At 41.9% G+C, this 26,596-nt stretch carries 23 protein-coding genes and 2 tRNA genes; 14 read left to right on the plus strand and 11 right to left on the minus strand.

The features are described from left to right. Nucleotides 1-3: 3 nt before the first annotated feature. The 4 genes from H6849_04310 to H6849_04325 all read left to right on the plus strand — a co-directional run bounded on the left by H6849_04310 (nucleotide 4) and on the right by H6849_04325 (nucleotide 3,635). Nucleotides 4-1,125, plus strand: coding sequence for a DegT/DnrJ/EryC1/StrS family aminotransferase (locus H6849_04310; protein USO01287.1), 1,122 nt, complete (start codon nucleotides 4-6; stop codon nucleotides 1,123-1,125). A 51-nt stretch (nucleotides 1,126-1,176) separates the two neighbouring features. After that, nucleotides 1,177-2,340 carry a glycosyltransferase gene (locus tag H6849_04315; protein USO01288.1) on the plus strand — a complete coding sequence of 388 codons (1,164 nt, stop codon included), beginning with the start codon at nucleotides 1,177-1,179 and terminating at the stop codon, nucleotides 2,338-2,340. Beyond that, nucleotides 2,337-3,128, plus strand: coding sequence for a methyltransferase domain-containing protein (locus H6849_04320; GenBank protein USO01289.1), 792 nt, complete (start codon nucleotides 2,337-2,339; stop codon nucleotides 3,126-3,128). The genes H6849_04315 and H6849_04320 overlap by 4 nt, the downstream gene beginning before the upstream one ends. A 357-nt stretch (nucleotides 3,129-3,485) precedes the next feature. Continuing rightward, complete coding sequence (locus tag H6849_04325) at nucleotides 3,486-3,635, plus strand: hypothetical protein (protein ID USO01290.1); 150 nt, start codon at nucleotides 3,486-3,488, stop codon at nucleotides 3,633-3,635. Between the two features lie 188 nt (nucleotides 3,636-3,823). Here the strand turns inward: H6849_04325 and H6849_04330 are convergent. Then, nucleotides 3,824-3,899 (minus strand) — tRNA-Lys (locus H6849_04330). A 71-nt stretch (nucleotides 3,900-3,970) separates the two neighbouring features. Here H6849_04330 and H6849_04335 point away from each other — a divergent pair. Then, the gene (locus H6849_04335) at nucleotides 3,971-4,930 is read left to right on the plus strand and encodes an RluA family pseudouridine synthase (protein ID USO01291.1); all 960 of its coding nucleotides are present in this window, start codon (nucleotides 3,971-3,973) and stop codon (nucleotides 4,928-4,930) included. Between the two features lie 55 nt (nucleotides 4,931-4,985). On the opposite strand, the gene H6849_04340 is transcribed toward H6849_04335, so the two are convergent. Together H6849_04340 and H6849_04345 are read right to left on the minus strand one after the other, a co-directional pair. Continuing rightward, the gene (locus H6849_04340; GenBank protein ID USO01292.1) at nucleotides 4,986-5,654 is read right to left on the minus strand and encodes a hypothetical protein; all 669 of its coding nucleotides are present in this window, start codon (nucleotides 5,652-5,654) and stop codon (nucleotides 4,986-4,988) included. Further along, the gene (locus H6849_04345; protein ID USO01293.1) at nucleotides 5,651-6,151 is read right to left on the minus strand and encodes a CDP-alcohol phosphatidyltransferase family protein; all 501 of its coding nucleotides are present in this window, start codon (nucleotides 6,149-6,151) and stop codon (nucleotides 5,651-5,653) included. Before H6849_04345 ends, H6849_04340 begins: the two co-directional genes overlap by 4 nt. Before the next feature lie 173 nt (nucleotides 6,152-6,324). Between H6849_04345 and H6849_04350 the strand changes: the two genes are divergently transcribed. The 4 genes from H6849_04350 to uvrB all read left to right on the plus strand — a co-directional run bounded on the left by H6849_04350 (nucleotide 6,325) and on the right by uvrB (nucleotide 10,784). After that, nucleotides 6,325-6,401, plus strand: a tRNA-Arg gene (locus H6849_04350). Nucleotides 6,402-6,566: 165 nt separating this feature from the next. Then, complete coding sequence (gene galE / locus H6849_04355) at nucleotides 6,567-7,550, plus strand: UDP-glucose 4-epimerase GalE (protein USO01294.1); 984 nt, start codon at nucleotides 6,567-6,569, stop codon at nucleotides 7,548-7,550. Next, on the plus strand, nucleotides 7,543-8,700 hold the full coding sequence (locus H6849_04360; protein ID USO01295.1) for a glycosyltransferase family 4 protein: 1,158 nt from the start codon (nucleotides 7,543-7,545) through the stop codon (nucleotides 8,698-8,700). Before galE ends, H6849_04360 begins: the two co-directional genes overlap by 8 nt. A 107-nt stretch (nucleotides 8,701-8,807) precedes the next feature. Continuing rightward, on the plus strand, nucleotides 8,808-10,784 hold the full coding sequence (uvrB, locus tag H6849_04365) for an excinuclease ABC subunit UvrB (protein USO01296.1): 1,977 nt from the start codon (nucleotides 8,808-8,810) through the stop codon (nucleotides 10,782-10,784). 266 nt (nucleotides 10,785-11,050) lie between these two features. On the opposite strand, the gene H6849_04370 is transcribed toward uvrB, so the two are convergent. The 4 genes from H6849_04370 to H6849_04385 all read right to left on the minus strand — a co-directional run bounded on the left by H6849_04370 (nucleotide 11,051) and on the right by H6849_04385 (nucleotide 16,103). Then, a complete protein-coding gene (locus H6849_04370; GenBank protein USO01297.1) occupies nucleotides 11,051-11,968 on the minus strand; it encodes a LysR family transcriptional regulator in 918 nt (305 codons plus the stop codon). A gap of 180 nt (nucleotides 11,969-12,148) precedes the next feature. Continuing rightward, nucleotides 12,149-13,177 (minus strand): substrate-binding domain-containing protein, encoded by a 1,029-nt coding sequence (locus H6849_04375; GenBank protein ID USO01298.1) that lies wholly within the window; start codon nucleotides 13,175-13,177, stop codon nucleotides 12,149-12,151. After that, a complete protein-coding gene (locus H6849_04380; protein ID USO01299.1) occupies nucleotides 13,174-14,220 on the minus strand; it encodes a hypothetical protein in 1,047 nt (348 codons plus the stop codon). Before H6849_04380 ends, H6849_04375 begins: the two co-directional genes overlap by 4 nt. Continuing rightward, a complete protein-coding gene (locus H6849_04385) occupies nucleotides 14,220-16,103 on the minus strand; it encodes a cyclic nucleotide-binding domain-containing protein (protein USO01300.1) in 1,884 nt (627 codons plus the stop codon). The genes H6849_04380 and H6849_04385 overlap by 1 nt, the downstream gene beginning before the upstream one ends. Nucleotides 16,104-16,285: 182 nt before the next feature. Between H6849_04385 and H6849_04390 the strand changes: the two genes are divergently transcribed. Next, complete coding sequence (locus H6849_04390) at nucleotides 16,286-16,852, plus strand: NifU family protein (GenBank protein USO01301.1); 567 nt, start codon at nucleotides 16,286-16,288, stop codon at nucleotides 16,850-16,852. 27 nt (nucleotides 16,853-16,879) lie between these two features. Next, the gene (locus H6849_04395) at nucleotides 16,880-17,515 is read left to right on the plus strand and encodes a hypothetical protein (GenBank protein ID USO01302.1); all 636 of its coding nucleotides are present in this window, start codon (nucleotides 16,880-16,882) and stop codon (nucleotides 17,513-17,515) included. On the opposite strand, the gene H6849_04400 is transcribed toward H6849_04395, so the two are convergent. Continuing rightward, nucleotides 17,512-18,063, minus strand: a complete 552-nt coding sequence (locus H6849_04400) for a hypothetical protein (GenBank protein USO01303.1) — start codon at nucleotides 18,061-18,063, stop codon at nucleotides 17,512-17,514. The genes H6849_04395 and H6849_04400 overlap by 4 nt on opposite strands. Before the next feature lie 294 nt (nucleotides 18,064-18,357). Between H6849_04400 and clpB the strand changes: the two genes are divergently transcribed. Both clpB and rpiB read left to right on the plus strand, forming a co-directional pair. Beyond that, entirely contained in the window at nucleotides 18,358-20,919 is a 2,562-nt protein-coding gene (gene clpB, locus H6849_04405) for an ATP-dependent chaperone ClpB (GenBank protein USO01304.1), read from the plus strand. Nucleotides 20,920-20,990: 71 nt separating this feature from the next. Then, nucleotides 20,991-21,554, plus strand: coding sequence for a ribose 5-phosphate isomerase B (gene rpiB, locus H6849_04410; GenBank protein ID USO01305.1), 564 nt, complete (start codon nucleotides 20,991-20,993; stop codon nucleotides 21,552-21,554). 331 nt (nucleotides 21,555-21,885) lie between these two features. On the opposite strand, the gene H6849_04415 is transcribed toward rpiB, so the two are convergent. From H6849_04415 to H6849_04425, 3 genes are all read right to left on the minus strand, one after another. After that, nucleotides 21,886-22,542 carry a hypothetical protein gene (locus H6849_04415; GenBank protein USO01306.1) on the minus strand — a complete coding sequence of 219 codons (657 nt, stop codon included), beginning with the start codon at nucleotides 22,540-22,542 and terminating at the stop codon, nucleotides 21,886-21,888. A gap of 308 nt (nucleotides 22,543-22,850) precedes the next feature. Further along, nucleotides 22,851-24,935: a sodium-translocating pyrophosphatase gene (locus tag H6849_04420; GenBank protein ID USO01307.1), complete on the minus strand. Its 2,085-nt coding sequence runs from the start codon at nucleotides 24,933-24,935 to the stop codon at nucleotides 22,851-22,853. A gap of 255 nt (nucleotides 24,936-25,190) precedes the next feature. Continuing rightward, on the minus strand, nucleotides 25,191-25,889 hold the full coding sequence (locus H6849_04425; protein ID USO01308.1) for an outer membrane beta-barrel protein: 699 nt from the start codon (nucleotides 25,887-25,889) through the stop codon (nucleotides 25,191-25,193). Nucleotides 25,890-25,997: 108 nt separating this feature from the next. Here H6849_04425 and H6849_04430 point away from each other — a divergent pair, with 108 nt between their 5' ends. Beyond that, entirely contained in the window at nucleotides 25,998-26,579 is a 582-nt protein-coding gene (locus tag H6849_04430) for a biotin transporter BioY (GenBank protein USO01309.1), read from the plus strand. The last annotated feature ends 17 nt before the right edge of the window (nucleotides 26,580-26,596 follow it).

Here is a 26,596-nt window from a genome sequence, read left to right on the forward strand (position 1 = left end):
AACATGAGTAAACAAATTCCCTTTATTGATTTACAAGCGCAGCAAGATCGAATTCGACCACAGATTGATGCAGCTATTAAACGGGTTCTCGATCATGGTAACTATATTATGGGTCCTGAAGTTTTTGAGTTAGAGGAACAGCTTGCCCATTATTGTGGTGCTAGGCATGCTATTACTTGCTCTAGCGGTACGGATGCTCTGCTTATGGTGTTGATGGCGAAGGGGGTTGGTCCAGGTGATGCTGTATTTATTCCAAGTTTTACTTTTACTGCAACACCGGAAGTCGTTGCTTTACTTGGGGCAACCCCTATTTTTGTGGATGTGTTACCGAATACCTATAATATTGATCCCAAAAGTGTTGAACAAGGGGTTGAGGCTGCTAAAAAACAAGGTTTAAAACCAAAAGCAATTATTGCTGTGGATTTGTTTGGGCAGCCTGCAGACTACTCTGCACTTGAAAAAGTAGCACACGAGCATGATTTATGGGTTTTAGCCGATGCGGCTCAAAGTTTTGGTGCGACATTACAGGGTAAAAAAGTGGGAACTTTAGCTCTTGCTACTGCGACTAGCTTCTTCCCTGCAAAGCCTTTAGGTTGTTATGGCGATGGAGGGGCTGTTTTTACAGATGACGATGAGCTTGCAGAAATTTTAAAATCCATTCGAGTACACGGAAAAGGTAAGCATAAATACGATAATGTCCGTATTGGTCTAAACGCTCGCATAGATACAATCCAAGCAGCTATTCTATTAGAAAAGCTGAAAATATTCGATGACGAATTGAAAGAGCGTCAACAAATAGCTAAACATTATAATGAAGCTTTAAAAGACGTTGTTCAAACTCCCCATATTATTGAGGGCGCAACCTCAGCTTGGGCTCAGTATACAGTTAAATTAAAGCAGGATATAGACCGTTCCAAGATAATGCATGATTTAAAAGAAAAAGGTATTCCCACAATGGTCTATTATGAGAAACCTTTACATTTGCAAGAAGCTTATAAAGGATTTCCAAAGGCTGGAGAATTAACTGTTAGTGAAGAGTGTTCAAGGAAAGTTTTGAGTTTACCTATATCAAATATTTGCAAAATACAAATTGTACAAAAAATTAAAATGTCTTTAAGGGAATGAAAACTGAAGATTAAAATCCAATTCTTTATTAAAATTGTTTTTGATTTGGCTATGCTACCATTTGTTTTTTTATTTATTTGTTTCCATAAAATACTTTATCACAAAAAAACAGAAAAGGTTAGAGTTTTTTTTGGATTGATAGCCAACAATAATCTTGTTTATATCCGTGATGCAATGATTGCTCTTGGATATGATGCTAAAGTAATACCATGGATTGTGCCTGCTAATGAAAAAGGTGTCATAGATTACGACCTTGACTTATCTATACAGTTCCCCAAATTATACAAAAATTTTTTTGGGCAAATATTATTAATATACGCCTTCTTTTTTTATGCAGCATGTAAGTTTGATGTTTTTATTATGCCATTTCAAAATAGGCTTCTTGATAGGACTGTTTTGTTGTCGTGGTTAGAGTTTCAACTACTAAGAATTTTGAACAAAAAAATAATTCTAAATCCTTATGGAGGTGATATACAATACTCAAAAGTTTGGTCTTTAAAAAAAGATAAAGCATCACAAGAGTTATTTTCAGCAAGACAAAACGATCCGTTGTATTCTAAAATGTTAGATAATAAGATTTTTAAAAATACAAAGTACTGTTTAAAATACTCTCATCAAGAGATTGTATCTATTGATTGGCCTGATTATTTACCAGAAGGTCGAGGTAAGCACTTGCATATGAGGTGCTTCCCTCTTCAGAACTATAAAAAAAATGGGGTAGGTCATAGTAAGATTGTTAGTCAAGGTATAACCATTGTGCATGCAACAAACCATTCACATTTTAAAGGAACTAAGCATTTAGAAAAAGCTGTTAGTATTCTTAATAACTCAGGTGAAAATATTAATCTTAATATAATAAAAAATAAAAATCATGATGAGGTTTTGAAAGAAATCTTAAACGCTGATTTGGTTTTTGATCAAATTTTATTGGGAGCCTACGGACGTTTGGCTATTGAAGCAATGGCTTTAGGCAAGCCGGTGATGTGTTACTTAAGGGAAGATTTTATCAAACTTTATCCTCAATGGAATCAATGCCCAATCATAAATGTTAATATTGACAACTTAAAAGACAAAATTTTAGAGTTCACCTCCTTATCTGTAGAGAAAAGACAAGAAATAGGAGATGAATCAAAAAAATACATTGAAAAATTCCATTCTCCTGAGTACGTAGGTGAAAAATTGAATTCAATCATACAAGAGGTAATTTCTAGATGAATCAAGTTGATAAAGCTGGCGCACAATATTGGGATAATAACTGGACTGATGCGGACAGACCTATTTTATTTTCTGAACAAAATAAAAGTTTAGACAATTATGTAAATATCCAATTGCATGAATATTTTAAGTCTTTATTTGGAGAGAAGAAAAACTTTAGCATCCTTGAAATTGGAAGTGCTAACTCTATCTGGCCGATTTATTTTAATCAATTTTTTGATGCAAGAGCTGATGGTTTAGATTATTCGGAGGTTGGTTGTCAAAAAAGTAGAGATCTTTTAAAACATCATAATATCCCAGGGAATATATATTGTGCAGATTTATTTGAACCGCCAAAAGAAATTCAAAATAAATATGATTATGTAGTATCCTTTGGCGTTGTAGAGCACTTTGAGGATACAGCGAATTGTTTACAATCTTGTGCAAAGCTTTTAAAGACTGGAGGAACTGTTATCACTTTAATCCCAAATATACCAAGCATTATTGGCCTAATCCAGAAATATGTTGATAGGGAAGTGTATGATGTGCATATGCCTTTAACAAAAAAGAAGCTTTCAAAAGCACACCAAAAAGCTTCCTTAATGTTGCAAAAATGTGAATATTTTATGTCAATCAACTTAAGTGTTGTCAACTCAGGTTCTTTTTCTTCGAATAAATATAATAAACATTTCCGCCATATGCTTTCTGCACCTTCTAAGTTTTGCTGGATCTTAGAGAAATATGGCATAAGAATACCTAGAAACAGGTTCACTTCCCCGTATATAATTGCAGTAGCTCAGAAAACTTAAGGGGCTAAATTTATAAAAAGTATTGGTTTGTGGGAAAAATGACGATTCTATCTCATCCCTACCAACTCCACGGAGGGCAGAAAATTTTGCCGACTCATCCCCTTCGCCAGGTTTCGTTCTACGAATTACGCCCGGCAGTCCAAATTGGGGCGAGGCACGTAGTGCGAAGAATAACCAGTTTGATAGGATTGATTAACTTAGATTTTATGATGAGGTTGAGGAAGCCCGCCCGGCGAAGCTGTAAGCGAAGACGGGCTATATGATAAAAATGTATTATATTTATTTTCTAGAATTATCAAATGACAATAGTTATGTTGGCTTTAGCAGTAATCGAAAACAGCGACTTTAAGGCCCATAATGATGCTAAAGTGCCTGCAACTGGCGGGACTTCTGCTTGCTAATCTAAAAAGTTATGTTGCTGTTGAAACCAAAGAAAAAGCAATGGCTTTGGAAAAATATTTCAAAACTGGCTCTGGAAAGGCAGTGGCATTAAAGCGATTTCTCTAAGTTATAACAGTATAACACATGCGTGCCTAAAGAATCGCACAATCACTTAAAATCCCCCAAATTTTCTCTTTTTATGCTCCGATTTTCCGTTAGATGCGAACGTCTAGGCGCAAGGTAAGCATCTATAAAACCCTTGATCTTACTGGTTTTTTGCAACTTTACTGTTTTGGGGTTTGAAAAACATAAGGTGGTGGGCAATACAGGATTCGAACCTGTGACCCTCTGATTAAAAGTCAGATGCTCTACCAGCTGAGCTAATTGCCCTCAGATTTCCGTTCTCAAAATACGGTGTTGTAGGGTATAGGTCAACAACGGATTGTGTGAATTTGTAAAAAATGTCCTATAAAAATGAAATAACACGTGTGATTTCCCCCAATGAAGCAGATATGCGCCTGGATAGGCTTGTTCGACTGATTCTTTCTGACACTCCCTTGAGTGCCCTACACCGTCTTATTCGTGCGGGAAAAATCCGTGTGAATGGCCTCAAAAAAAAGGGGAACTACCGTTTGCAATCTGGGGATAGCCTCTCTTTTTCTACGCTTGTTTTTGTCGCTCCTTCCAATTCTCCATCAATCTCGTTTTCCTGTGATAAAGACCGCAAATATATCCAAAGCATGATTCTTGCGGATTTGCCGGGGTGCGTGGTTCTTAATAAACCTTATGGAATGTCTACCCAGGGAGGAACAGCTGTAGGGAAAAGTCTTGATAGATTACTGGCGTATCTTGATGAGTTTTTTGCGATAGATCGTTCTATGACCCAGGGTTGTCGGCTTGTTCATCGTTTAGATAAAGAAACTTCCGGGATTATAGTTGTGGCCAAAGATCGCAAATTTGCCGAGTTTCTCGCGCACCAATTTCGTGCCTCCGAAGTTCAAAAATCCTATGTTGCTGTGGTGTGGGGAAAAACACCTATGAGAGGACAGATAAACCAACCTCTTGTTGATGCATCTGGAAAGTCTCGTGAGTCTTGCACAGCGTACACGCGTCTTTATGCAGGAACGTTTCATAACTATGACGTATCAGTATTGCGGATTGTCACACAAACGGGCCGTAAACATCAGATTAGAAAACATTTTTCTTATCTCAGGCACCCCTTAGTGGGAGACCGTAAATATATTATGCCGGCATATAGTTTGTTAAATCGTGGCGTAAATCTTCAGCTGTGTGCCCAGTTTCTTAGGTTTCAATTACCAGATGGTACGCATAGGGAGTTTCGCGTAGGTCTTCCTGAGCATATGTCCAAGCTTCTAGATACTATTCAATGTGATCAACGGCTTATTCCCCTTATGGACTAGTGTGACAGTAATAGACCTTCTTGCTCATGAGTGTGTGTAAGTCGTTTTTTATTGTTCATGCTCTTTTTATGTCCTCTAGTACACTACGTATAACAGGTAAGGTAATATTACGGTGCTGTTCTTCTACACAAAAGGTAAGGGCTGAGATTATCTGATCAATGGCCTCATACGTGCGGTTGATACGCACGATTACATAATCAAGTACCTCGGCCTTAACGTGCCATTGCATATCAGCAAAGCGTTTCAGGAGGATCCCACGCATGAGAATTTCATCGGGTTCTGGCATAGTAATAATGTGGCTTGATCGCAGTCGTGATAGCAAATCCGGTAATAGATGCGGAAAGTCAGCAACAGAGGTAGTGGATGTAACCAGCAACCGTGCATTCATTTCCTTGATTTTGTTATACATATGAAAAAGAACCTCTGGATCTCTTACTCTTTCAACATTATCAATGCATACATAGGCACTGGTGTCGATAGAGGGCAAGGAAGTCAGGTCAGCCCCACTATATAAGGTTCCATGGTGTGTATCAGTAAATATATTCGCAAGGTGTGTTTTTCCCCCACCGCGGCTTGCCCTTAGATAAACACAGTGACTGGACCATTCCTGAGTGTTTTGAAGGGTATGCCATATAAATTGATTGCGCTCTGTGATGCAGTAATCGCTGAGGGCATAGCTATCATTCTCACGAAAAGAGAGTGTGTATTGGCCTTTGTGTATCATGATTGCTTTCGCAGTCGCGTCACTTGATGAAGGTATATGGCTGCGGAAAAAACCGTTGTTATTGCAACCATGGTCCCTACTGCAGGAAGTGTACTGGATGGTATCCTGTTTTCATGCACAAGGTGGAGAAACACTATTAGAAGATAAAAAAGCTGCAGTGCGGTATTTGCTTTGCTTACCCAGTGTGGAGAAATCCTTATAGTTCCTAGTCTCGGATGCATTTTTATCATTAATACGGTTATTACAATGGCCAGATCACGCCCAATGACAAGAATGGTAAGTGCACAAGGAATAATTCCCATAAAAGTAAAATGACCGTAAAGCGCAACCATCATAATTTTGTCCGCAACGGGATCAAGATATGCCCCGAGTTTTGTTTGCTGATTGAATGTTCGGGCAATAGCGCCATCAAACCAATCTGTAAGAGAAGCAGAAATAAATAGGGCCATTGCCCAATCATAGCGTTGGTAGGCCATAAACAACAGGATTATGGGCACAGATAAAATGCGCAGAAGCGTCAGAATGTTTGGTATGGTAAACACAAAGAAAAAGGGTACAAAGAAAGTTATGCAAATATTTATACGCAAAATTTACGGTTCTGTCATTAAATCTGAAGGCTGTAATTAACATATTGATTTTTGTGAGGAGGATCCGTAGGTTAATACCATGTGTGCCCGTAGCTCAGCAGGATAGAGCGTAGGATTCCTAATCCTAAGGCCGGAGGTTCGAATCCTCTCGGGCACACCACTTTCGTCAGGGTACAAGTTGTTACCCTGTGGAGGTGGGAACGTAGCCCTAATCACAAAGATGAGTTTAGTCCCTTTTGGCACAAACATTCCTTCTTTAGACAACACGATTGTTCTTCATGTGAAAAATACGTATGGTAGAAAAAAGATATTCTAAAGGAAAAAAATGGCAGTTCTAGTCACGGGAGGGGCGGGTTATATCGGTTCTCATGCGGTTTATGCTTTAAGGGATGCAGGATATGAGGTCATTGTTCTGGATAACCTTTCGACGGGGCATCAAAAAGTCCTACCGACGGATGTGACTTTTGTACAAGGAGATGTGGCAGATATTGCCTGTTTGGATAAAGTGTTTACAGCGCATGCTATTTCTACGGTAATGCACTTTGCGGGATCTGTAATTGTTGAGGAGTCCATCCACAATCCTGAAAAATATTATCAGAATAACACCCACGCGAGCCGTATCTTGATTGATGCGTGCCGCCATCACCGTATTCCTAATTTCATCTTTTCATCGACTGCTGCTGTATACGGTCACGCCTCAACGATGACTGTGGATGAAACGCACCATCCTCATCCAGAAACACCTTATGCCGAATCAAAGCTTCAAACCGAGACCAGTCTTTGTGAAGCTTCGCAGGCGCATGGACTCAATGTTACGGTACTACGCTATTTTAATGTGGCCGGGGCTGACCCAAACGGTCGCACGGGGCAGTTAATGATAAATGCCACACATTTGATCAAGGTGGCGTGTGAGGTGGCAGCCGGTAAGCGCCCTGAGTTGACCATTTTTGGGGTGGACTATGATACCCCTGATGGTACAGCGATTCGGGATTTTATCCATGTCAGTGATCTTGCCGACATGCACGTGTGTGTACTCAAAGACCGCGAATCTTATCAAGGGAAGGGGGCTTATGATGTGTATAATTGTGGTTATGGAAAGGGTACATCGGTACGAGAAGTGATCACAGCGTTAGATAGTCTTACCGAGTGGCCTCTTGTCGTGCGCGAAGCTCCGCGACGAGCAGGGGATCTTGGGGCAGTTGTGGCCGATGTGAGAAAGTTCCAACAGAAATTTGCATGGCAGCCCCAATATAATGATTTGTATAAAATTTTGCAATCGACGCTTTCCTGGGAATACAGTATTGACTGACGGGACCCAACACAAAACGCTTGCGCTTGTAGGAACGACGGCAGCGAGCATGCTCACTTTCAGGGGCGCGTATATTCAAGCGTTGGTTGCTCAAGGATGGCGGGTTCTTGTATTGTGCTGTGATTATACTACAGACACGGCTAACCAGGTGCGTGCGTTAGGTGCTGATCCCATTTTTTATCCACTGGCACGTACAGGAATGAACCCTTTTCGTGACTGTTACACACTCTGGTTTTTGTATGTATTCATGCGTCGTTGGCGTCCCCACGTTGTTTTGAGCTTTTTCACGAAGCCTGTTATTTATGGCACATTAGCTGCTTGCTTTGCCGGAGTTCCCCGAATCGCGACATTGCTGGAGGGTTTGGGATATGCCTTTACGGATCTTCCGCATGAAAAAAAACCATTTGTAGTGAGATTCATTCGAGCCATACAAGTTGCTCTCTATCGTCTTTCTTTGCCACGTGCGCACGTATGTTTCTTTCTAAATAAAGACGACCCACAGGATCTGCTTGCTCGCTATAAGATTTCTGTCAAATCTTATGATGTACTAGGCCCTATTGGTGTAGATTGTAAAAAGTTTTCCTTTTCTCCTCCCATAACGAAGCCACTAACATTTCTCTTTGTTGGAAGGCTCCTAAAAGAAAAAGGTATCCATGAGTTTGTGGCCGCAGCAACGCGTGTTAAAAACCAGTACCCTCATGTTCAATTCCAAATAGCAGGAGAGCCAGATAGTGCTAATCCCGGGAGTCTTACGCACGAAACGTTCGTCGCATTGAGAAAATCATCAACTATTTCTTTTTTGGGTTATGTGACAGATATGCCTGCCGTATACGCGCAAGCCAGTGCTCTTGTACTACCTTCTTACCGCGAAGGATATTCTTTAAGCGTGCAGGAGGCTATGGCCAGCGGTCGTCTTGTGATTACAAGTGATGCCCCAGGTTGCAAAGGGACAGTTCTTCCGGGTTTTACAGGCTCTATGGTGCGAACAGGGAGTGTGGATGATTTGGTTTCTGCAATAGTGACTTATGTTAAAAATCCTGAGTTTGTGGGAGAACAGGGGAAAAATGCACGCACATATGCAGAGAAACACTATGATATTCAGGCGACCACAGCCATGCTGATAGCCAAGACTATCCCTTCGAAAGGATAGGCATAAACACCGATAAGCCCTCCTTTTAGCATGGCAGTGTAGGTATCTCTTGCACTGGTATCGTTGTCGTATTAACGTGCTGAAGATATGTTACACAACCAATTTCCATGAGTGGGTTTACCCTTGTTTCAGATTATATGCCGGCAGGAGATCAACCGTTAGCGATTGATTCTCTGGTCCAGGGACTGCAGGAAAATATGCGTGATCAAGTGTTACTTGGGGTCACAGGATCAGGAAAAACGTTTACTATGGCGCATACCATCCAACGGTATGATCGCCCAGCACTGATTTTAGCTCACAACAAAACCTTAGCTGCCCAACTGTATGGTGAGATGAAAGAGTTTTTCCCGCATAACGCCGTTGAATACTTTGTGTCGTACTATGACTATTACCAACCAGAGGCTTATGTTCCACGCACAGATACGTTCATTGAAAAAGAATCTTCCATCAACGAACAAATAGACCGCATGCGCCACAGTGCAACACGATCGCTTTTGGAAAGACGGGATGTCATTATTGTAGGCAGTGTGTCGTGCATTTACGGAATTGGTTCACCCGATATGTACGGAAATATGACAGTTCCGTTAGCGGTAGGAGAGCATATAGAAATTCGGGCCTTAACGCAAAAACTGGTTTCACTGCAGTATGATCGCAACGATCTGTCTTTTCATCGTGGAACTTTTCGGGTGCGGGGGGACAGCATGGAAGTTTTTCCTGCGCATTATGAAGATCGTGCGTGGAGACTTTCTTTTTTTGGTGATGAAATTGAGTCCATTCATGAGATTGACCCTCTTACGGGACAGCGCGTGAGGCCACTTGAGACCATTAAGATTTTTGCCAACAGCCATCACGTTACTTCACAACCGACGGTGCAAGGAGCTATTAAGCAAATTCGGGAAGATTTGCGTCTGCGTGTCAATGAATTCACACAAATGGGGAAGCTTCTTGAAGCGCAGCGTATTCAGCAACGCGTAACATTTGATCTGGAAATGCTTGAAACTACGGGAATGTGTGCAGGAATAGAGAATTATTCACGCTATATGACCGGACGTCAGCCTGGTGAACCGCCTCCCACGCTTTTTGAGTATTTGCCCCAAGATGCTCTCCTTTTTGTGGATGAAAGTCATGCTACCATTCCCCAGTTAAATGGAATGTATCGGGGAGATCAAGTACGAAAAAATACACTTTCTGATCATGGGTTTCGCCTACCTTCTTGCAAGGACAATCGTCCCTTAAAATTTGAGGAGTGGAATACACTGCGCCCTCAGACAGTATACGTGTCCGCTACACCAGGCCCTTGGGAGTTGCACCAAACATCAGGTGTTTTTACGGAACAGATCATTCGTCCCACGGGCTTGTTAGATCCTGTGTGTGATGTTCGTCCGACATTGAATCAAATAGATGATTTGATTGCGGAATGTCACGTTGTTCGGAAAAAAGGGTTTCGAGCACTGGTGACTACACTGACAAAAAAAATGGCTGAGGCACTAACCAACTATCTCAATGAAGCAGGGCTTCGGGTGCGTTACCTACACAGTGATATTGATACGCTGGAGCGCATTGAAATCATTCGTGATTTGCGCAACGGCGTGTTTGACGTTCTTGTTGGCATTAACCTGTTACGGGAAGGGCTTGATATTCCGGAATGCGGACTATTGGCTATTTTGGATGCCGATAAAGAGGGATTTTTACGTTCGCGTACCTCATTAATTCAAACGATTGGTCGCGCGGCGCGCAATGCTGAAAGCACGGTTATTCTCTATGCAGACAAGATGACAGATTCGATGATTGCTGCCTTGGAAGAAACGCACCGTCGCCGTGAAAAACAAATGGCTTACAACACCGTTCATAACATTACGCCGCAAACAATCATTAAGAAAGTAATGGATCTTACAGCAGGCTTTACTGCTAAAGAATCTGAAAAACAAACAAAAATCCCTTTGTCACGCACAGAAATCACGGCCACCATCAAAAAATATCGGGCGGAAATGATTGCAGCGGCCGAGTCATTAAATTTTGAAGAAGCCGCCCGCTTGCGCGATGAGATTCATACACTTGAGACGCTCGAGTTAAGCGTAGGCTAAAAGTTCGCTAAGGCTTTCTCACTAAAACCGAGTCATCGATACGTCAAATGGTTTATTCACCGAAAGCAGGGGGGTAGATTTGATATTTATTTATTAAGACAAAATACCTTGCTCAAAAACGGGATAGGGTGGCGAAAACGTTTAAGGCATGCTCATCTATAAATGGGAAAGAGAAAAATACATAAAATAAGGGTTTCATGGCTTGCTAATACAGATGACTATCGAGAAAATTTAACTTAATTATTTTTTTTTGTCAATCTTTGTTATTAATAGTCATAAAAGGAACGTTGATCCGCTATTTTATCTTGAATAAAACGAAGGAGGGTTTGATACTTTGTTGTATCTTGAACACTTGCATTGTATGTAAAGTATATGCCAAATTTTTCTGAAGTTATATATGGAAAAAGACGTTTTATACCCCTACAACTAAGCATTTTCATATGGTGAATTCCACAGCTTGCGATACCATGTCCTGATAACATCGCACTTACCATGCCATCGTTTGAATCAAAGGTCATACTGGGGGCAAGGCGATGACTGTTTTCCCCAAGTCCTGCTTTAAAAAGCCAATTTATGTTTATATGATTGTCGTAGACCTCTTCGTCAAGGGCGAGGAGTTTATGATCTATCAGCTCTTCAATTTTTTTAGGTTCTCCATATTTTTCAAGGTATGCTTGTGACGCAAAAACTCCTTGTGCTTGATCAAATATTTTAATTTGCTTGAGATTTTTTGCGTTTGGCATAAAAGTGTAAATAAGTATATCACTTTGGGTAATACTTAAGTTCTTTGTTTCGGAGAAAATCTTAAGTCTAATATTGGGATATAAATCGCAGAATCCCTCAAGTATTCTGGGAAGCCACGTGTTAGCGATTGAGGGTGTAGAGTAAATGCGAATGATACCTTCATTTTTTCGTGCAGACTGATGCACATCTTTAATAATGGCATCTCCTAAGTGAACAATCTCTTCGCAGACCTTGATGTATTTTTCTCCTTCTGGGGTGGGGAGCATTTCATGAAATTTGCGTTCAAAGATACGAATACCCGTGCGTTCTTCGGCGCAGATAATACGGCGGCTGACAGCAGGTTGGCTAAGGTTTAATTTTTCTGCAGCTTTTGTAATGTTTTTGTAAAGTGCCACATAGTAAACGGCAAGAGCATTGTCGTGATCGAATACATTTTTCATGATTTACAAGAATACCTAACTCAATAAAATAAACAATGATGTTTATATATGATATAAATGTCAATTATGCAAATAAAAAACATATTTTTATGATTTATTTTAATAATTCTAATAATTACAGAATGTTATAGTAAAGCTTAGTACTGATTTTTTGTAGAGTTTTATCGGCGTTTTCAGTGTTTATTCCAAGACACGTGTGCGCAAGGACCCATTACCCGAGGCTAAAGGAATAAGTCCTAGCATGGTAAGATATCCTTTTGTGCCGCATGCATCTCGGCTCGTTATTTCACCAAGAAAGTCTTTCATGCTTAACACTTCACGAGACCTTTCCTCATGGACATAGAGAAAAAGCCCACGCGATAAAGGGTAAGTACCGGTACGAATAGCTTTTTTTGTAGGCGAAATTCCGTTAAAAGGAATTGCACGTATATCGCTGCGTTGTGCCTCCCATAGATTGCTTCCTACAATGCCGATAGTCTCAGGATTGTCACGTAACGCTTGAAAGAACAGATCGTGTTCGTCGGCGGCTTGTAAGGGAGTAATGACAATAATAGCACCGTCCGTCCGCAAAGAAGAATTCTTCTGATTGCTGGATGCGAAGATATGGGCAAAAAGCGCATCACGTGTTCCATGATTGGCTGAGGGAACAAGAATACGAATCGCTTGTGGGGGAAACTGTGGGTTAATATCCGCCCAGGTCATGTGTGGATTTGGAATCAGTGCGCCACTACCATCTGGGACTTTCGAAGCCAGGGCGCGGAATAATTCTTTGTGTGTAAGCCCTGACAGTGCTAAATTCTTTTTGTGGGTGACCAAAGCAATACCATCACGTCCGAGTGAAATCTTAGTAATGCGATTGAAACCATTGGCATGGCATGTTTTTAAGTCAACCGGAGTCATTTCTCGTGAAGCCATTAAAATATCATAACCGATGTCTTTGCGCGCGCTACAAAAGTGGTTGATTCCCCGGTTTGTCCCTGGATTCATGATAAGAGGCATGGGAAAGGAGGAGAAGCTGCTGAACTCTTCAGAGGCACGCAGCACAAGGGGAAAAAGAGTTGTTGATCCCGTGATGCGCACCTGGGTACGCACAAGTTTACCGTGCGATTGGGTAATTACGTTTGGTGTGTGACGGCTGCTGCCATTCTGTGCACACAGAGCCGTAAAAACAGCGAGCAGACAAAGAAAAATTTGAGAAAAAGCAATCATCGGTTATTCCGTGGTCGTTCCGTTTGTGCATCAAAATAGCGGTTATGAGACTTTGCCAAAGAAATCAATCCTTGAGGAATAGCGAAGTTCGTTTTTTTGAGACGGGTGTGGTTAATGCCTACCATATAATCAGAAATTTTAATTATACGGTGTTTGCGAGAAGGAGCGCTGATAAATGCCGCTGCTTCTTCAATTGCCTGTCGACTAATCTCACTTACAAGGGGGCTCATAGAAAGATCGGCACCATAGCGTGCGCCATCTTGTTGCAGTGTAATAATTGGGATGGTGGTGTGTTTGGCTGTCCAACGAATAATCGTCTCTGCGTCGCTCATCTTTTTTAACTCTACACTTTCATGCAATTCATCAAAAGAACTGACAATTAAGACATCAGCATGTTGGTTGGCGTGAGTAACTACTTTTTGCCAATCATGAAAGTTTGTGACCAGAGCCGCATCTGTAAGTACTCCTCTTGTTGTTGGAAGGTTGGCAATATCACGCTCAAACGCGCGACCACGATGAGAAAGATTCCCTAATACGGCAATACGCACAAAAGGCAGATGAGGATATGCGCCTATAATAAGAGCCAGCACATGATGCGCAATACCCTCTTTAAGAATAGCTGTTGTGTTTGTTCCGGGCATAAATCCCGGAGAGGCCAGGGGATGCGAGGAAACAGTAATATGTGTGATTGGTGCATCCTTCAAGTTATGTGTAACATGTTTGATCCCTTGACTGCCCACAGTAATAAGAATTTGTGGATGAAATTGCACAATATCTTCCTTGGCAAAATGCGATCGGCTCACGAGCGTACGAGCAGAAATATTACCCTCTAGGTCAAGGTAATGATTCTTAATGCGCGGATAGGTATTGGTACCCAGTGTGTGCTTTAGGGTTGTTTTGAAAATGCGAACATTTTCATTGGTTGGGGCATAGCTATGTAAAATCAAAATGCGCGGACGCACGTGATTATACATCACAAAGATAGCAGCAATACCTAGAATTACCACAAACCGAATGTTCATAAGAATACGACCATAGTTCATTACAAAATCCCCATTACTTGCCACGTATAAATTCCTACGTATATTCCAAGAATATTTAAGAAGTTCAAAAACATATGACTTATAAAAAAGTATCCTCTTTTGAGCGGCATAATACTATTCACCGAGGTGTAAAGATATTCGACTTCGGGTTCTTGATAGATAAAAAACCATAAGCGACTCGCAGAAATAATAATAAAGGTGATAACCCAAGGGTTGATACCTATTGATTGGGAAAGAGGAATTAAAATGATGCAGTATCCATACATTGTCATATCGCGCGGAATAAACAGACGTGTGACGGCAACAATGCCAATTAGGCACGTCGCAAACAACGAAAAGTTCTGCTGCACAAAAGAGAACATTGGCTTGGCACTTTGTGTAATCCATTGATCAATCTCTAAGGCTTGCGTAGTGGCCGAAAGTCCAATGAGTCCGGCTAAATACATAATATAATCCCACTGGATGTTTTTGCGAAACTGACGGGTTGCCATCATTCCTGATACCAAAAGAAGAAGCAAAATCAAAAGGGCAGGAACAAGAGGGGGAATATAGTGAATTTGATAGGTTGCTATGGCGATGATACTGAAAAGCATAAAGGTTATGGCAGTGCGTTCACTAAAGGTTGTTTTTCCAAGAATTTTTTGAATATTTTTTGCTTTCTTTATCGAAAAAACAACATGAGGCTTTCGTGAAATAAACAAAACCATATAGAGAAAATAACCAACGAAAAGAACAAGTGTTGAAGGGAGTGCAGTAACTGCCCACCCCCACCACCCATACTGCGTATTATATTGTCCCCAAAAAAGATCCAGTACGAGGAAATGAATCAAGGAAGCACTCAACGTACTACTCATGAAGGCATATATGCCAAAGTATCCACTAAACAATAACGAGGTGTTAATCAATGTATTGTCTGTTGAACGACAGAGGTTTTGGGTATCCAGAATTGTTGCCTTGGCAAGCTCAGTGCGTATGCGCAAATTGGGGATTCCAAGGGTGAGGATTCCCCCACTAATTACCAGCAGAAAATTGTAACTTAAAAGGTTGTTCGGGGCCCACATCAATGCCTTCACGATGAGGCGATAAATAATGCCAGATTGGGCAATAAATAGCGTGAGCGCAAAAAGACTAATACATATAATAAATGTAGGCGAGTTAAACCCACTTAAGAGGGTACGCGTATTTATAATCCCTCCTGATATGAGAATAAACAGAGCCATGGTTACACCCACATAATCAGAAAGTAATCGCAAAGCCGTAACGCATGTTAGCATCAGCATCACACTCATAAACATTTGGGCTTGGGCACTAAAAGCACTAAGAATTCCTGAGAAATAAAGAAAAAGAGGCGCCATCAAGGCAAAAGCCCATCCCCCAATATGCATGAGAACGTCCCGCAAGGAGGTCTCTGGCGAAGATAAATCATGAAACAGGGTAGGATCAAACTTTTTCCCTAGCACCAAGCTTTGTAGGAAAGGAACTTTGACATATTCTCGCTCACTGTGTCCAAAAGCGTTTCTATACTCGTTACCTGCAATACGAAGGGCAACGACCTGGGTTTCTGCCGTGACTGTTGAAATGACGGTTTCCACATCAATCAAAGGCTCGTATCCCACAATATCCCCGGCGTGCGCATCTTTAGTCTCAGGAGAAGCGGTGATGGAGACAGTCCCTGTTAAAATAATGTAAAAAGCATGAGAGGGGGTTCCAGATATGACAATTTTCTCATGCGGCGAAAAGTGTACTTCCTCGCCAATTGTCACAAGCCGTGCACGTTGATGCGGTGTAAAAAAATTTAACCGACTGGCGATTTCGACGACAAGATTCGTAGTTGATGCAGCAACATGATTCACATAAAATTCCCGTCTACGTGAAAATATCATACATGAAGCTAACGTAGGAATATACACTTAGGGCGTAGTAATCCAAAAAAATAAACAACCTAAGAGGTCCGAGTTGAAAGTCTTTTCCAGTTACACAAAAAACGAGGAATGTTGTGATATAAGCTTGATGAATACTCCTGTTTCCCTTAAATTTACGGAGAAAATCTTAATGAAAGTACACAATGTTTATTCAAACACAAGAAACACCAAACCCTAACACCCTCAAGTTTCTGCCTGGTAGGGATGTTGTTGCCAATGGATCTATGCACATTGACTCCCGTGAGGAGGCAACCGCAATCCCTTTGGCTAATGAGCTTTTCCTGATTCCAGAGGTAGAAAGTGTTTTTTTAGCGAAAAACTTTGTTAGTGTTTCAAAAAAAGCGGAAGCAGATTGGTTTATTGTAAAAGCAGATGTAATAGCAACTCTTATAGATTATTTTTCATCAAATAAAGAAAATATTAATGTTTCTAGTATTGAAAAAAAAGAATATAGTAACGATATTAGCTATACGGAAGAAGAAAAACAAATTATTGCCGAGATCGAGGAGCTTATTGCAACGAAGCTTCGACCCATGGTGGCAGCAGATGGTGGAGATATTGTTTTTCACAAATACATAGCAGGGTGTGTGTACGTAAAATTACAGGGTGCGTGCTCGACATGTCCAAGCGCTACTGCAACACTGAAATCGGGTGTTGAGAATATGCTTCGTCACTATATACCAGAAGTGACGGAGGTTGTGTCGGTATAAAAATAGAACCTTGAGGGGAGGGGACTAATGATAGTTTTTGCAACACAGCGGTGGATTTCCTTAATTTTTGCCAGTATTACGCTATGTTTAGCAAGCATAAAACTTGTTAATCCTTTTATCAGTAGTGTTTCACGGGGCGAGTCTGTGAAAAAAACATTGCCTGTTCTTGATCATCGTACATGTCCAGACTTTCAAAAAGCAATGCAGCATGTGTCACAGTTTGAAGGTGGTTACAATAACTGTCGCAATGATCGTGGCGGGGTCACAAAGTTTGGTATTTGCAAGCGCTCATATCCGCAGCTTCAGATTGCTAAACTTACCTGGGATGAAGCCTGTAAAATCTACCATCAGGATTTTTGGATAAAAAATAACTTGCACCAGATAGGCGATTGCGATCTTGCCATTAAGCTTATGGACATGAGTGTGAATATGGGTTCGAGTCGTGCTGCAATCTTGCTTAAGCGTGTGCTCTATCGTATGGGGTATCGTGTTAAGCAACAGGGGTTTAACGCTGAAATGATTACTGTTCTGAATAGTATTGATGGAAAGAAGGTGATTGCTAATTTGCGGGAAGAATCAAAGGAGTATTATTTGAAAATTGCGCTTAATAATAAATCACAAGAAAAATTTCTTCGAGGATGGTTGCGCCGCGCAAGTGCCTAATCCCCAGCGTAAAGTGAAACATCTGCCTTGCGGCTGTTTGCTATATAGGTTCCATTCTCATAAGCATAAAAAATAAGATCTATGTGCGTTCGTTGTGAGCCACGTATCCATACCTTGAGAAGAGCGGGCGTGTTTTCAGAAGAAGGTGTTACAAGTTCGTGGCGCAGTACCATCTTGTTAAAAGCGAGATGGTCTTTCTTTTCCTTGCGATCGTGCACAAAAGCCTTAAGGTCATACCCATTGGCAGTATTGAAACAACGCTGACAGTCCTTGCAAGACATTTTTCGCCCATCAATTAGTGAGTATACGTAGCGATGCGCACTAAAACGGGTCTCTTGTAGGGCTTGCCCAAAATCAAACACTGCCTTTTCTTTGCGCGAGTATTGAAAACAATTATCTCGGGCGCTTTGGGCATAGGTGTTTACAAGAGCGTAAGGGGAAATTTTTTCTCCGGAAGCGTATTGTCCGAGTCCCCCACAGCCCCCAACGATGAGGAGATTTACCAGGAGAAAACAGCGTGCGTTGTGTAGGAAAGCTCTAAAAAACATACATTTCTAAAATAATACTTTTCTACTATATGATATTTTAGAACATTCGTTAAGTCCGTTTGCATAGTTCCTTGTCAAAACGCATATGTATTTTTTTGCATTGCGAAAGATTTTTTGTTAAAATGTTTCTGATCGCAATCATTTAAACCTGCTTTTAAAGGGGTTTTTCGGGTTTTTTAATGTTTAGCACAGTGATCCAATATGCTGCTTTTGGGGGTATGGGGGTATGGGGGTATGTGTTTTCAAAACTCTTGCTGATCAAAGTTGAATGCTTAAACATAAGGAGATTCAATTATGCACACAGACCGCTTTACCGAGTCAACACAAAGACTTATCCGCGATGCATCATCAACAGCACAAAAATTAACACATCAGTATGTTGATCCTCTGCATATTTTAGCAGCAGGAGCTGGGGATAAATCCTCGATTCTTTCGCAATTTATTCATGCTAGTGGTTGTGATGCGAGCGATCTTGTAAAAGCAACAGACCTTGCTATGCAGAAATTACCCACGGTTACCGGGGGTTCAGTGGATCAACCCTATGCCAGTCGTGATGCAATGCTATTGCTCGATTCCGCAGAGGCACTTTCGCAAAAAGCGGGGGATAGTTTTTTAAGCCCAGACTATGTTTTTCTGGCTATGGCAATGGGAAACACGGCGGCTGGCAAGCTTCTTCAAAGTCATGGTCTTGATGTTTCGAAATTGAATCAACTCATCCAACAGTATCGCCAGGGACGCGCTGTTGACTCATCCACTGCTGACCAGAATATGGATGCATTGAACAAATATGCCCGTGATGTGACCAAGGTTGCCCGTGAAGGAAAGCTTGATCCTGTTATTGGACGGGTTGAAGAAATTCGCCGTACGGTTCAGGTATTATCCCGGCGCACAAAAAATAACCCCCTTTTAATTGGTGAACCAGGCGTGGGAAAGACAGCAATTATTGAAGGTCTTGCGCAACGAATTGTGGCCGGTGATGTTCCTGATAGCCTTCGTAGTACACGTGTTTTTGCCCTAGATTTGGGAGCCCTTCTCGCTGGTGCTAAATATCGTGGGGAGTTTGAAGAACGCCTCAAAGCTGTTTTAGCAGAGGTAACATCAGCATCTGCTAATATTATTCTTTTCATTGATGAGATGCATACCCTGGTTGGTGCAGGCAAGTCTGATGGTGCTATGGATGCATCGAATATGCTAAAACCGGCCCTTGCGCGTGGGGAGTTACACTGTGTAGGAGCAACTACCCTCAATGAGTATAAAAAGTATGTGGAAAAAGATGCTGCCCTAGCGCGGCGGTTTCAACCGGTATACGTGGGAGAGCCTACCGTTCATGAAACGATAACTATTTTACGGGGATTGAAGGATAAATACGAGTTACATCATGGTATTCGCATTACTGATGGCGCGATTGTAGCGGCAGCAGAGCTATCCAATCGCTATATTACGGATCGCTTTTTGCCAGATAAAGCCATAGATCTCATGGATGAAGCCAGCTCACACATTCGTATGCAAGTGGATTCAAAGCCAGATAATATCGATGAGCTTGATAGGCAAATTGTGCGCTTGCGCATTGAGTTGGAATCCTTGAAAAATGAAATATCGCAAGATGCACGTAGTCGCTCACAGACTCTTGAAGAAGAAATTGCTGCACTTGCCGCTCAGTCAGAGGAGCTTACGAAAGTCTGGCAAGGAGAGCGCGAGAAAATTCAGGCCGAGCAACGCCTCAAAGAGGATCTGGATCGAGCCCGTATTGCTCTTGAATTGGCCCAACGTGAAGGTGATTTAGCCACAGCAAGTAAACTCATGTATGGAATAATTCCCGATCTTGAGAAGAAACGTCTTGCAGCTGAGGCAGAAAGTCACAAGCGCTTATTGAACGAAGAAGTGAAAGATAATGATATTGCGGCCGTAGTTTCCAAGTGGACGGGTATTCCCGTTGAGCGCATGCTTGAAACTGAGCGTGAAAAACTTCTCAATATGGAGGAGGCTTTATCTGCACGTGTTGTTGGTCAACGTACTCCCATTATTGCTTTGTCACATGCTATTCGCCGTGCGCGCGCAGGTCTTCAGGATCAAGCCCGCCCGATAGGTTCCTTTCTGTTTCTGGGGCCAACGGGTGTGGGAAAAACGGAACTCACAAAAGCCTTGGCTGAGTTTATGTTTGATGACCCTGCGGCTATGATTCGTGTTGATATGTCTGAGTATATGGAAAAACATGCGGTTGCCCGTCTTATTGGAGCACCTCCAGGTTATGTTGGATATGAGGAAGGAGGTGCCCTTACTGAGGCTGTACGCCGTCGTCCTTATCAGGTAATCTTATTTGATGAAATTGAAAAAGCCCATAGTGACGTCTTCAATGTATTGCTGCAGGTATTAGATGATGGTCGTTTGACAGACGGGCAGGGACGTGTTGTTGACTTTACCAATACTGTGATTATTTTGACATCTAATCTTGGTGGCGATATTTTAGCGCAATTGCCAGAAACAGCCGAGAGTGATGAGGCAAGAGGTCCGATCATGGATTTGGTAAAGACACGCTTTCGCCCTGAGTTTATCAATAGATTAGATGAGATTTTGATTTTTCGTCGTTTGCGTAGAGATGATATGGCAGCAATTGTTCGCATTCAGCTGCAAAAAATTGAAGCATTATTGCTCGCAAAAGGACATCAGTTAAATCTTACAGAAAAAGCACATGAGGTTTTGGCAAAGGAGGGCTATGACTCTGTATATGGGGCGCGGCCGCTGCGTCGTTATATTCAAACGCACATTCAAAATCTCTTGGCAACGCGGATTCTTCAGGGGGATTTGCCTATGAAAATCACCATTGATTATGAGAAAGAAACATTTGTAATCCTCTAATACTATTACAAGGGTTGGTGCATGCCCATAAATCATGTACAATGTCCATGTACTTTATTTTTTGTTGACGCATGAAAGTTATTATAGGTTCGGATCATGGGGGATTTTCTCTCAAAGAAATCCTCCGTGTCCATCTTATCGATCAGTCCTATGACGTTGTGGACGTAGGAACTTTTTCGAAAGATGCGTGTGACTATCCTGACATTGTGACTAAGTTTGGGCAGGAATTCCCAGAAAAATCGGATTATAAAGGCATACTTCTGTGTGGATCAGGGCAGGGAGTGTGTATAATGGCTAATCGTATGGAAGGGATGCGTGCAGTATTATGCCGCACGCCGGATGATGCACATATGTCTCGGCGCCATAATGATGCCAATGTGTGTTGTTTGGGAGGACGTGTGACTAGTTCAGAGGAGGCCATCAAAATAGTAGATATTTTTTTGACAGAGCATTTTATGGGTGGCCGTCACGCACGGCGTGTCGCCAAAATTGACTCTTATCTTGGTTCTGTTCCTTGGACTAGTACACCGATTGGTATTTTTACCGTTATGAGTGTAGTTGCATTATCGGCTTTTGCATACGAGCTTGTCTTGAAAGAAAAGTTGTATGCTTTTTTCAAAAGCTTATTTATGTAAGCTTACAGTGGGTTAGGAATTCACGCATTTTTCGTGGTTTTGATTTATCAATAGGGTGATGTGTAATGAAAGCAAATGGTTTTTCGTATGTCTTACTGGCGCTTTGTGCTCTCAGTCTGGGTGTAATGGCATTTGTTGTTGTGCGTGTTAATAGCATGGAATTTTCTGGTAAAACACCATACCAAGGTGTCTCCAGCCTTATCAAGAAGTCACACCAAAAAATGCGCACACTGAAACGCGTAAAAAAAAGAGCAAAATCAACTCATTCAAACCAAAAATCCCGCATATCTGTGTAAAAAACTAAACCCAGTATGGGGCACAAATTGTCAGATTATGACCAGTACTTTATGATGCTTTCAAAATTTACATCATCAAAAACAGACTTTCGACTTACTTCACCTTTAAAAAGAGGTTTTTTAGGATTCTCAGAAAGAGAGGAGTGAGTTGTCAAGGTGTCGTCTATAAGAGGAATACGTTCTCTTTCTTCCTCAGAGATCTCCGGTGAAGAAATCTGGATAGGAAAAACATTTGATTCCTCTGTCTTTTTCCTTGTTTTTATTACGGGAGAAGATTCTTTTTTCTTTTTTGCTGGAACAGCAGGATCCATTTTTCCCGCTTTTTTTGCAGTCATCTTCGGTTTTGATTCCCCTTTTTTTATAAGACTAGCTTTGCGTTTTGCGGCTTTTTGTTTTTTTTGTTCACTAATCTCAAGAGCATTAAGTTTTCTAATAGGCGCAGGCGTTTCAACAGCTCGGAGTAGTTCCTCGCCATTGGAGCGCCAAAGAGCAACCTTTACGTCACGTACCCGAATCAGACTTTTAATATAAGCAAACGATCCTGCTAAAATTGAAAAATCCATATGTTCAATCTCGCAAGCATCAATAATTTTTGCAAGTTCCCGTGCTCTTGCAAGCAGAAGTGCTTGTCTTTTTTCTTCAAGTGCAACAATTTTTTTCTCAAGGCCACGAATTTCACTGGACTTTAACATGGGACTCCTCTGGAATAAAATCACATAAGTATACTCTTACTCAGAACTGTAAAAATTTCATTAAATTTAAAAAAAATATATATACAGATTTTCACTTATTAAGAACATACATATATTAGAGGGTTGCTGCTCAAGGTAATAAAAAAATGCCTAAGTTCAAAACCTAGGCATTCAGTCAGTTAATAGAGGTGGTTTAGATTCAAGAAAGAGACTTTCTTGTTTGTTGAAGGTTTGACTATTGCTGCGCCCTCTTGGTTTTTTTTATTATATCTCTTGAGGGCCCCAGTTAATAACGGTCAAGGAATTCCTTACTGTTCCAAAACACGACTCAGTACAGCAAGCATAAGAAGAGCTACAATGTTCGCAATTTTAATCATAGGATTAATAGCAGGGCCAGCTGTGTCTTTATAGGGGTCACCGACAGTATCTCCGGTGATTGCTGCTTTATGAGCGTCAGAGCCTTTGCCGCCATGGTTACCATCTTCAATGTATTTTTTCGCATTGTCCCAGGCGCCTCCACCAGAGGTCATGGAAATAGCAACAAAAATTCCTGTTACGATTGTTCCAAGAAGCATGGCACCCAGCGCTGTAAACGCAGCAGATATTCCGGCACACGCATACACAACAGACCATAAAGCAATAGGCGCAAGAACAGGAAGAAGTGACGGAAGAATCATCTCTGAAATCGCAGCCTTGGTAAGGAGATCCACGGCACGGCTATAGTCTGGCTTTGCCTTACCCGTCATAATTCCTTTGATTTCAGAAAACTGGCGACGTACCTCGATAACAACTTGTCCACCGGCTCTGCCTACAGCCATCATACCCATTGCGCCAAATAAGTAGGGAAGAAGCCCACCCACGAAAAGACCAACAACCACATACGGGTCTTGCAACATAAAAGTGCAGGATGTTTGCGGAAAGTAGTGTTGTAAGTCCTCAGTATAGGCTGCAAACAAGACAAGCGCTGCTAAGGCAGCAGAACCAATGGCATACCCCTTTGTGACAGCCTTGGTTGTATTTCCAACAGCATCAAGAGCATCGGTGACTTCACGTACGGCAGCAGGCATTTCAGCCATTTCCGCAATACCACCAGCATTGTCTGTAACAGGCCCATAGGCATCAAGTGCTACGACCATACCCGCAAGCGCAAGCATAGTCGTTGCCGCAATGGCAATACCGTAGAGACCCGCTTGACTATAAGCAACAATAATTCCTGCAGAAATAACAAGCACGGGTAAGGCACATGCCTCCATCGATATAGCAAGTCCTTGAATAACATTTGTCGCGTGACCAGTTTCAGAAGATTTTGCAACAGATCGCACGGGGCGATAACGTGTAGCGGTATAGTATTCGGTAATCCAAATAAGTGCGGCAGTTACCAGAAGGCCTGTTAAGGCACATGTAAGCAAATCTAAGGGGGTAACGGAAAGCTTACCAATAATAAGTTGATCAGGAAACATATAGTATGTGATTCCTGCTACGAGCGTTGCTGAAACAAGAGCACTAACACCAAAGCCTTTATAAAGAGCGGCCATGATATCCTTGCTTTTACCTAAAACAACAGCAAGGGGACCAAAAAGTGATCCGACAATACACACAGCGCCAATCATTAGTGGGTACTCCATCAACAACTCAACATCAGCTGGCGAGGCAAAAATACCCGCCAGGACCATAGTTGCAACCATTGTGACGGCGTATGTTTCGAACAAATCAGCAGCCATGCCAGCACAGTCACCCACATTGTCACCCACGTTATCGGCAATTACAGCAGGGTTTCTGGGGTCATCCTCAGGAATACCGGCTTCGATTTTCCCTACAAGATCAGCCCCTACATCAGCCCCTTTAGTAAAAATACCGCCACCTAAGCGTGCAAAAATTGAAATCAAAGAGGCCCCAAAACTGAGTGAAATAAGCGCCTCAAGGAGTTGCCGCTGGGGAACTCCTGTTTCTTTGAGGTAGGCATAATATCCCACAACACCAGCCAACCCAAGCCCAACAACAAGAAATCCTGTAATAGCGCCACTTTGAAAGGCAATATCAAGTGCTGGCTGCAGGCCCTTGCGTGCGGCTTCTGCGGTACGAACATTGCCCCGTACGGATACATTCATGCCAGCATAACCAGCTGCACCTGACAGCACCGCGCCTACCATAAAACCAATAGCCGCATAGTGACCAAGAATAAAAAAGAGGCCAATTGTTAGAGGCACTCCCACAAGTGCAATACTTTTGTATTGGCGGTTGAGAAAAGCTTGAGCCCCATCCTGAATAGCCTGGGCTACTTCTTTCATGGATTGATTGCCTGCAGGCGCCCGAAGAACCTTACGCGTTGTGATCATGCCGTAGATAAGTGCCAAGCCGCTTGCAGCAAGGGCCAGTTGAAGATAGATATTCATCGTTGGTGTTAACTCCTGAAAGTTTATGTGCTCAAGTTTTAGCGAATAATTTCAGTCTTGTCGAGTAAAAGCCCTTGGATTTTCTCTCTATTTTCAAAAATAGACTATAGCATGTTAGAACCTGTTTGCATTTAAGTACATTCGGAATCAAACACCTTGTAGTGCTTACGAAAGGTAAAACACTGCAAATGAAGCAATGGTTTTGATAAGTATGATTATTGAATAATAAAAAATTGTTCTTTGGCTCGTATAAACTTACATATGTATGTTAAAATAGACACTGCCGGAAAATGCAGACGAGGCCACTTTTAAGTGCAGGAACTTTGCATCTTTAAAGCGAATATATTTCCCAACAAACCCAACGCTTACTTCTCGCTTAAGGCGAATCTCATAGCCAAGATTACCACCAAAGCCCATAAGCAAAGACTCTTTTGCATTGATTTGAGAACCTTCGGTAATTGTTGTTCCGCGAGCTGTCCATTGTGAAAATTGGAATGTTGGGCCTGTATAGATAAGCATTTCACTGCCGCCAGCCTCAAATTGGAATCCCAAACGCAGGTCAGCACCAAAAGAATAGGAGCGCCCGATTTTGGCTACAGTTGCTGTACGAGACGTGCCCTGGGTTAGGACGTAATCTTTTGTCACATCCCCTAAACCGTCGTATGTCACAAAGAGTTCGGTTCCCAAATAAAATTTGTTGTCAAATGTGCGACCATACCCACCATGACCACCGAGTAACCAGTTCGTTAAGGTCGGCTTAGTGGTTCCAGAAAGTTTTCCAAGCGTATGACTCAGCGTTGGCTTGCTCTGTGAGTAACCAACTTGAACACCGGCGAAAGGTCCATGAAAAGCCTGCGCTGATACAGTGCTCAGCGATAGCGCACAGAGGGTCAAGGCAAAAATCCGAAGCTTCTTGGAGTTTATGGAGAGGAGGGGAATGACAAAGAAAGGCATTTTTTTTCATAATAACTATGACGGATATGATAGTGTGGTATTTGCTTTCGGTCAATTCTTCTTACCAACAAATTTTCTGATAGAAGCCTTCTCTAATGTTTGGTATGAGTGAAGAAGAAAAAGCATGAAAGCTTATCAGGAATAATGCACACACATACGCACACTCACTTTCGTCAGTCACTACATTTCAGAAATGCCCTTGCTGTATTGAGTGCAAACCTTCTTCTGGTTGCATCGGCAAAAATACGTGTTCCCCTGGGCGTTGTGGATTTTACGCTCCAGTCATTTCTTGTTCCCATGCTTGTTTGTGTTATGGGCAGAAAACTGGCTCTTATCACAGTCGGTAGTTACTTACTGGAAGGAGCTCTTGGTTTTTCGGTTTTTCAGGGAACACCCGAGCGAGGAATTGGTATCATGTATATGGCAGGACCAACTGCGGGATACCTTTTTGGATTTTTCATAGCCCAGCTCATTCCTACGCTGAAATCACCTTCTAACAATGGTTCCGTGTACTTTCGGTTGGGACTAGGCCATCTTGTTATTCATGGGCTTGGTATTTTTTGGTTAAGTGTTCTTTTTGGTTTTGAGAGAGCACTGGCTATTGACGGCCAATTTTGGCTAGGAATGTTGACGAAGATTATCCTTGGCGGAAGCATTCTGAAGTTTTTTTCGTCACCACAGGACTGCTAAGAAAGAAAATTTCCGTT

This window comes from Alphaproteobacteria bacterium (assembly GCA_023898725.1).
In the GTDB taxonomy this organism is placed as follows: domain Bacteria; phylum Pseudomonadota; class Alphaproteobacteria; order JAUHZC01; family JAUHZC01.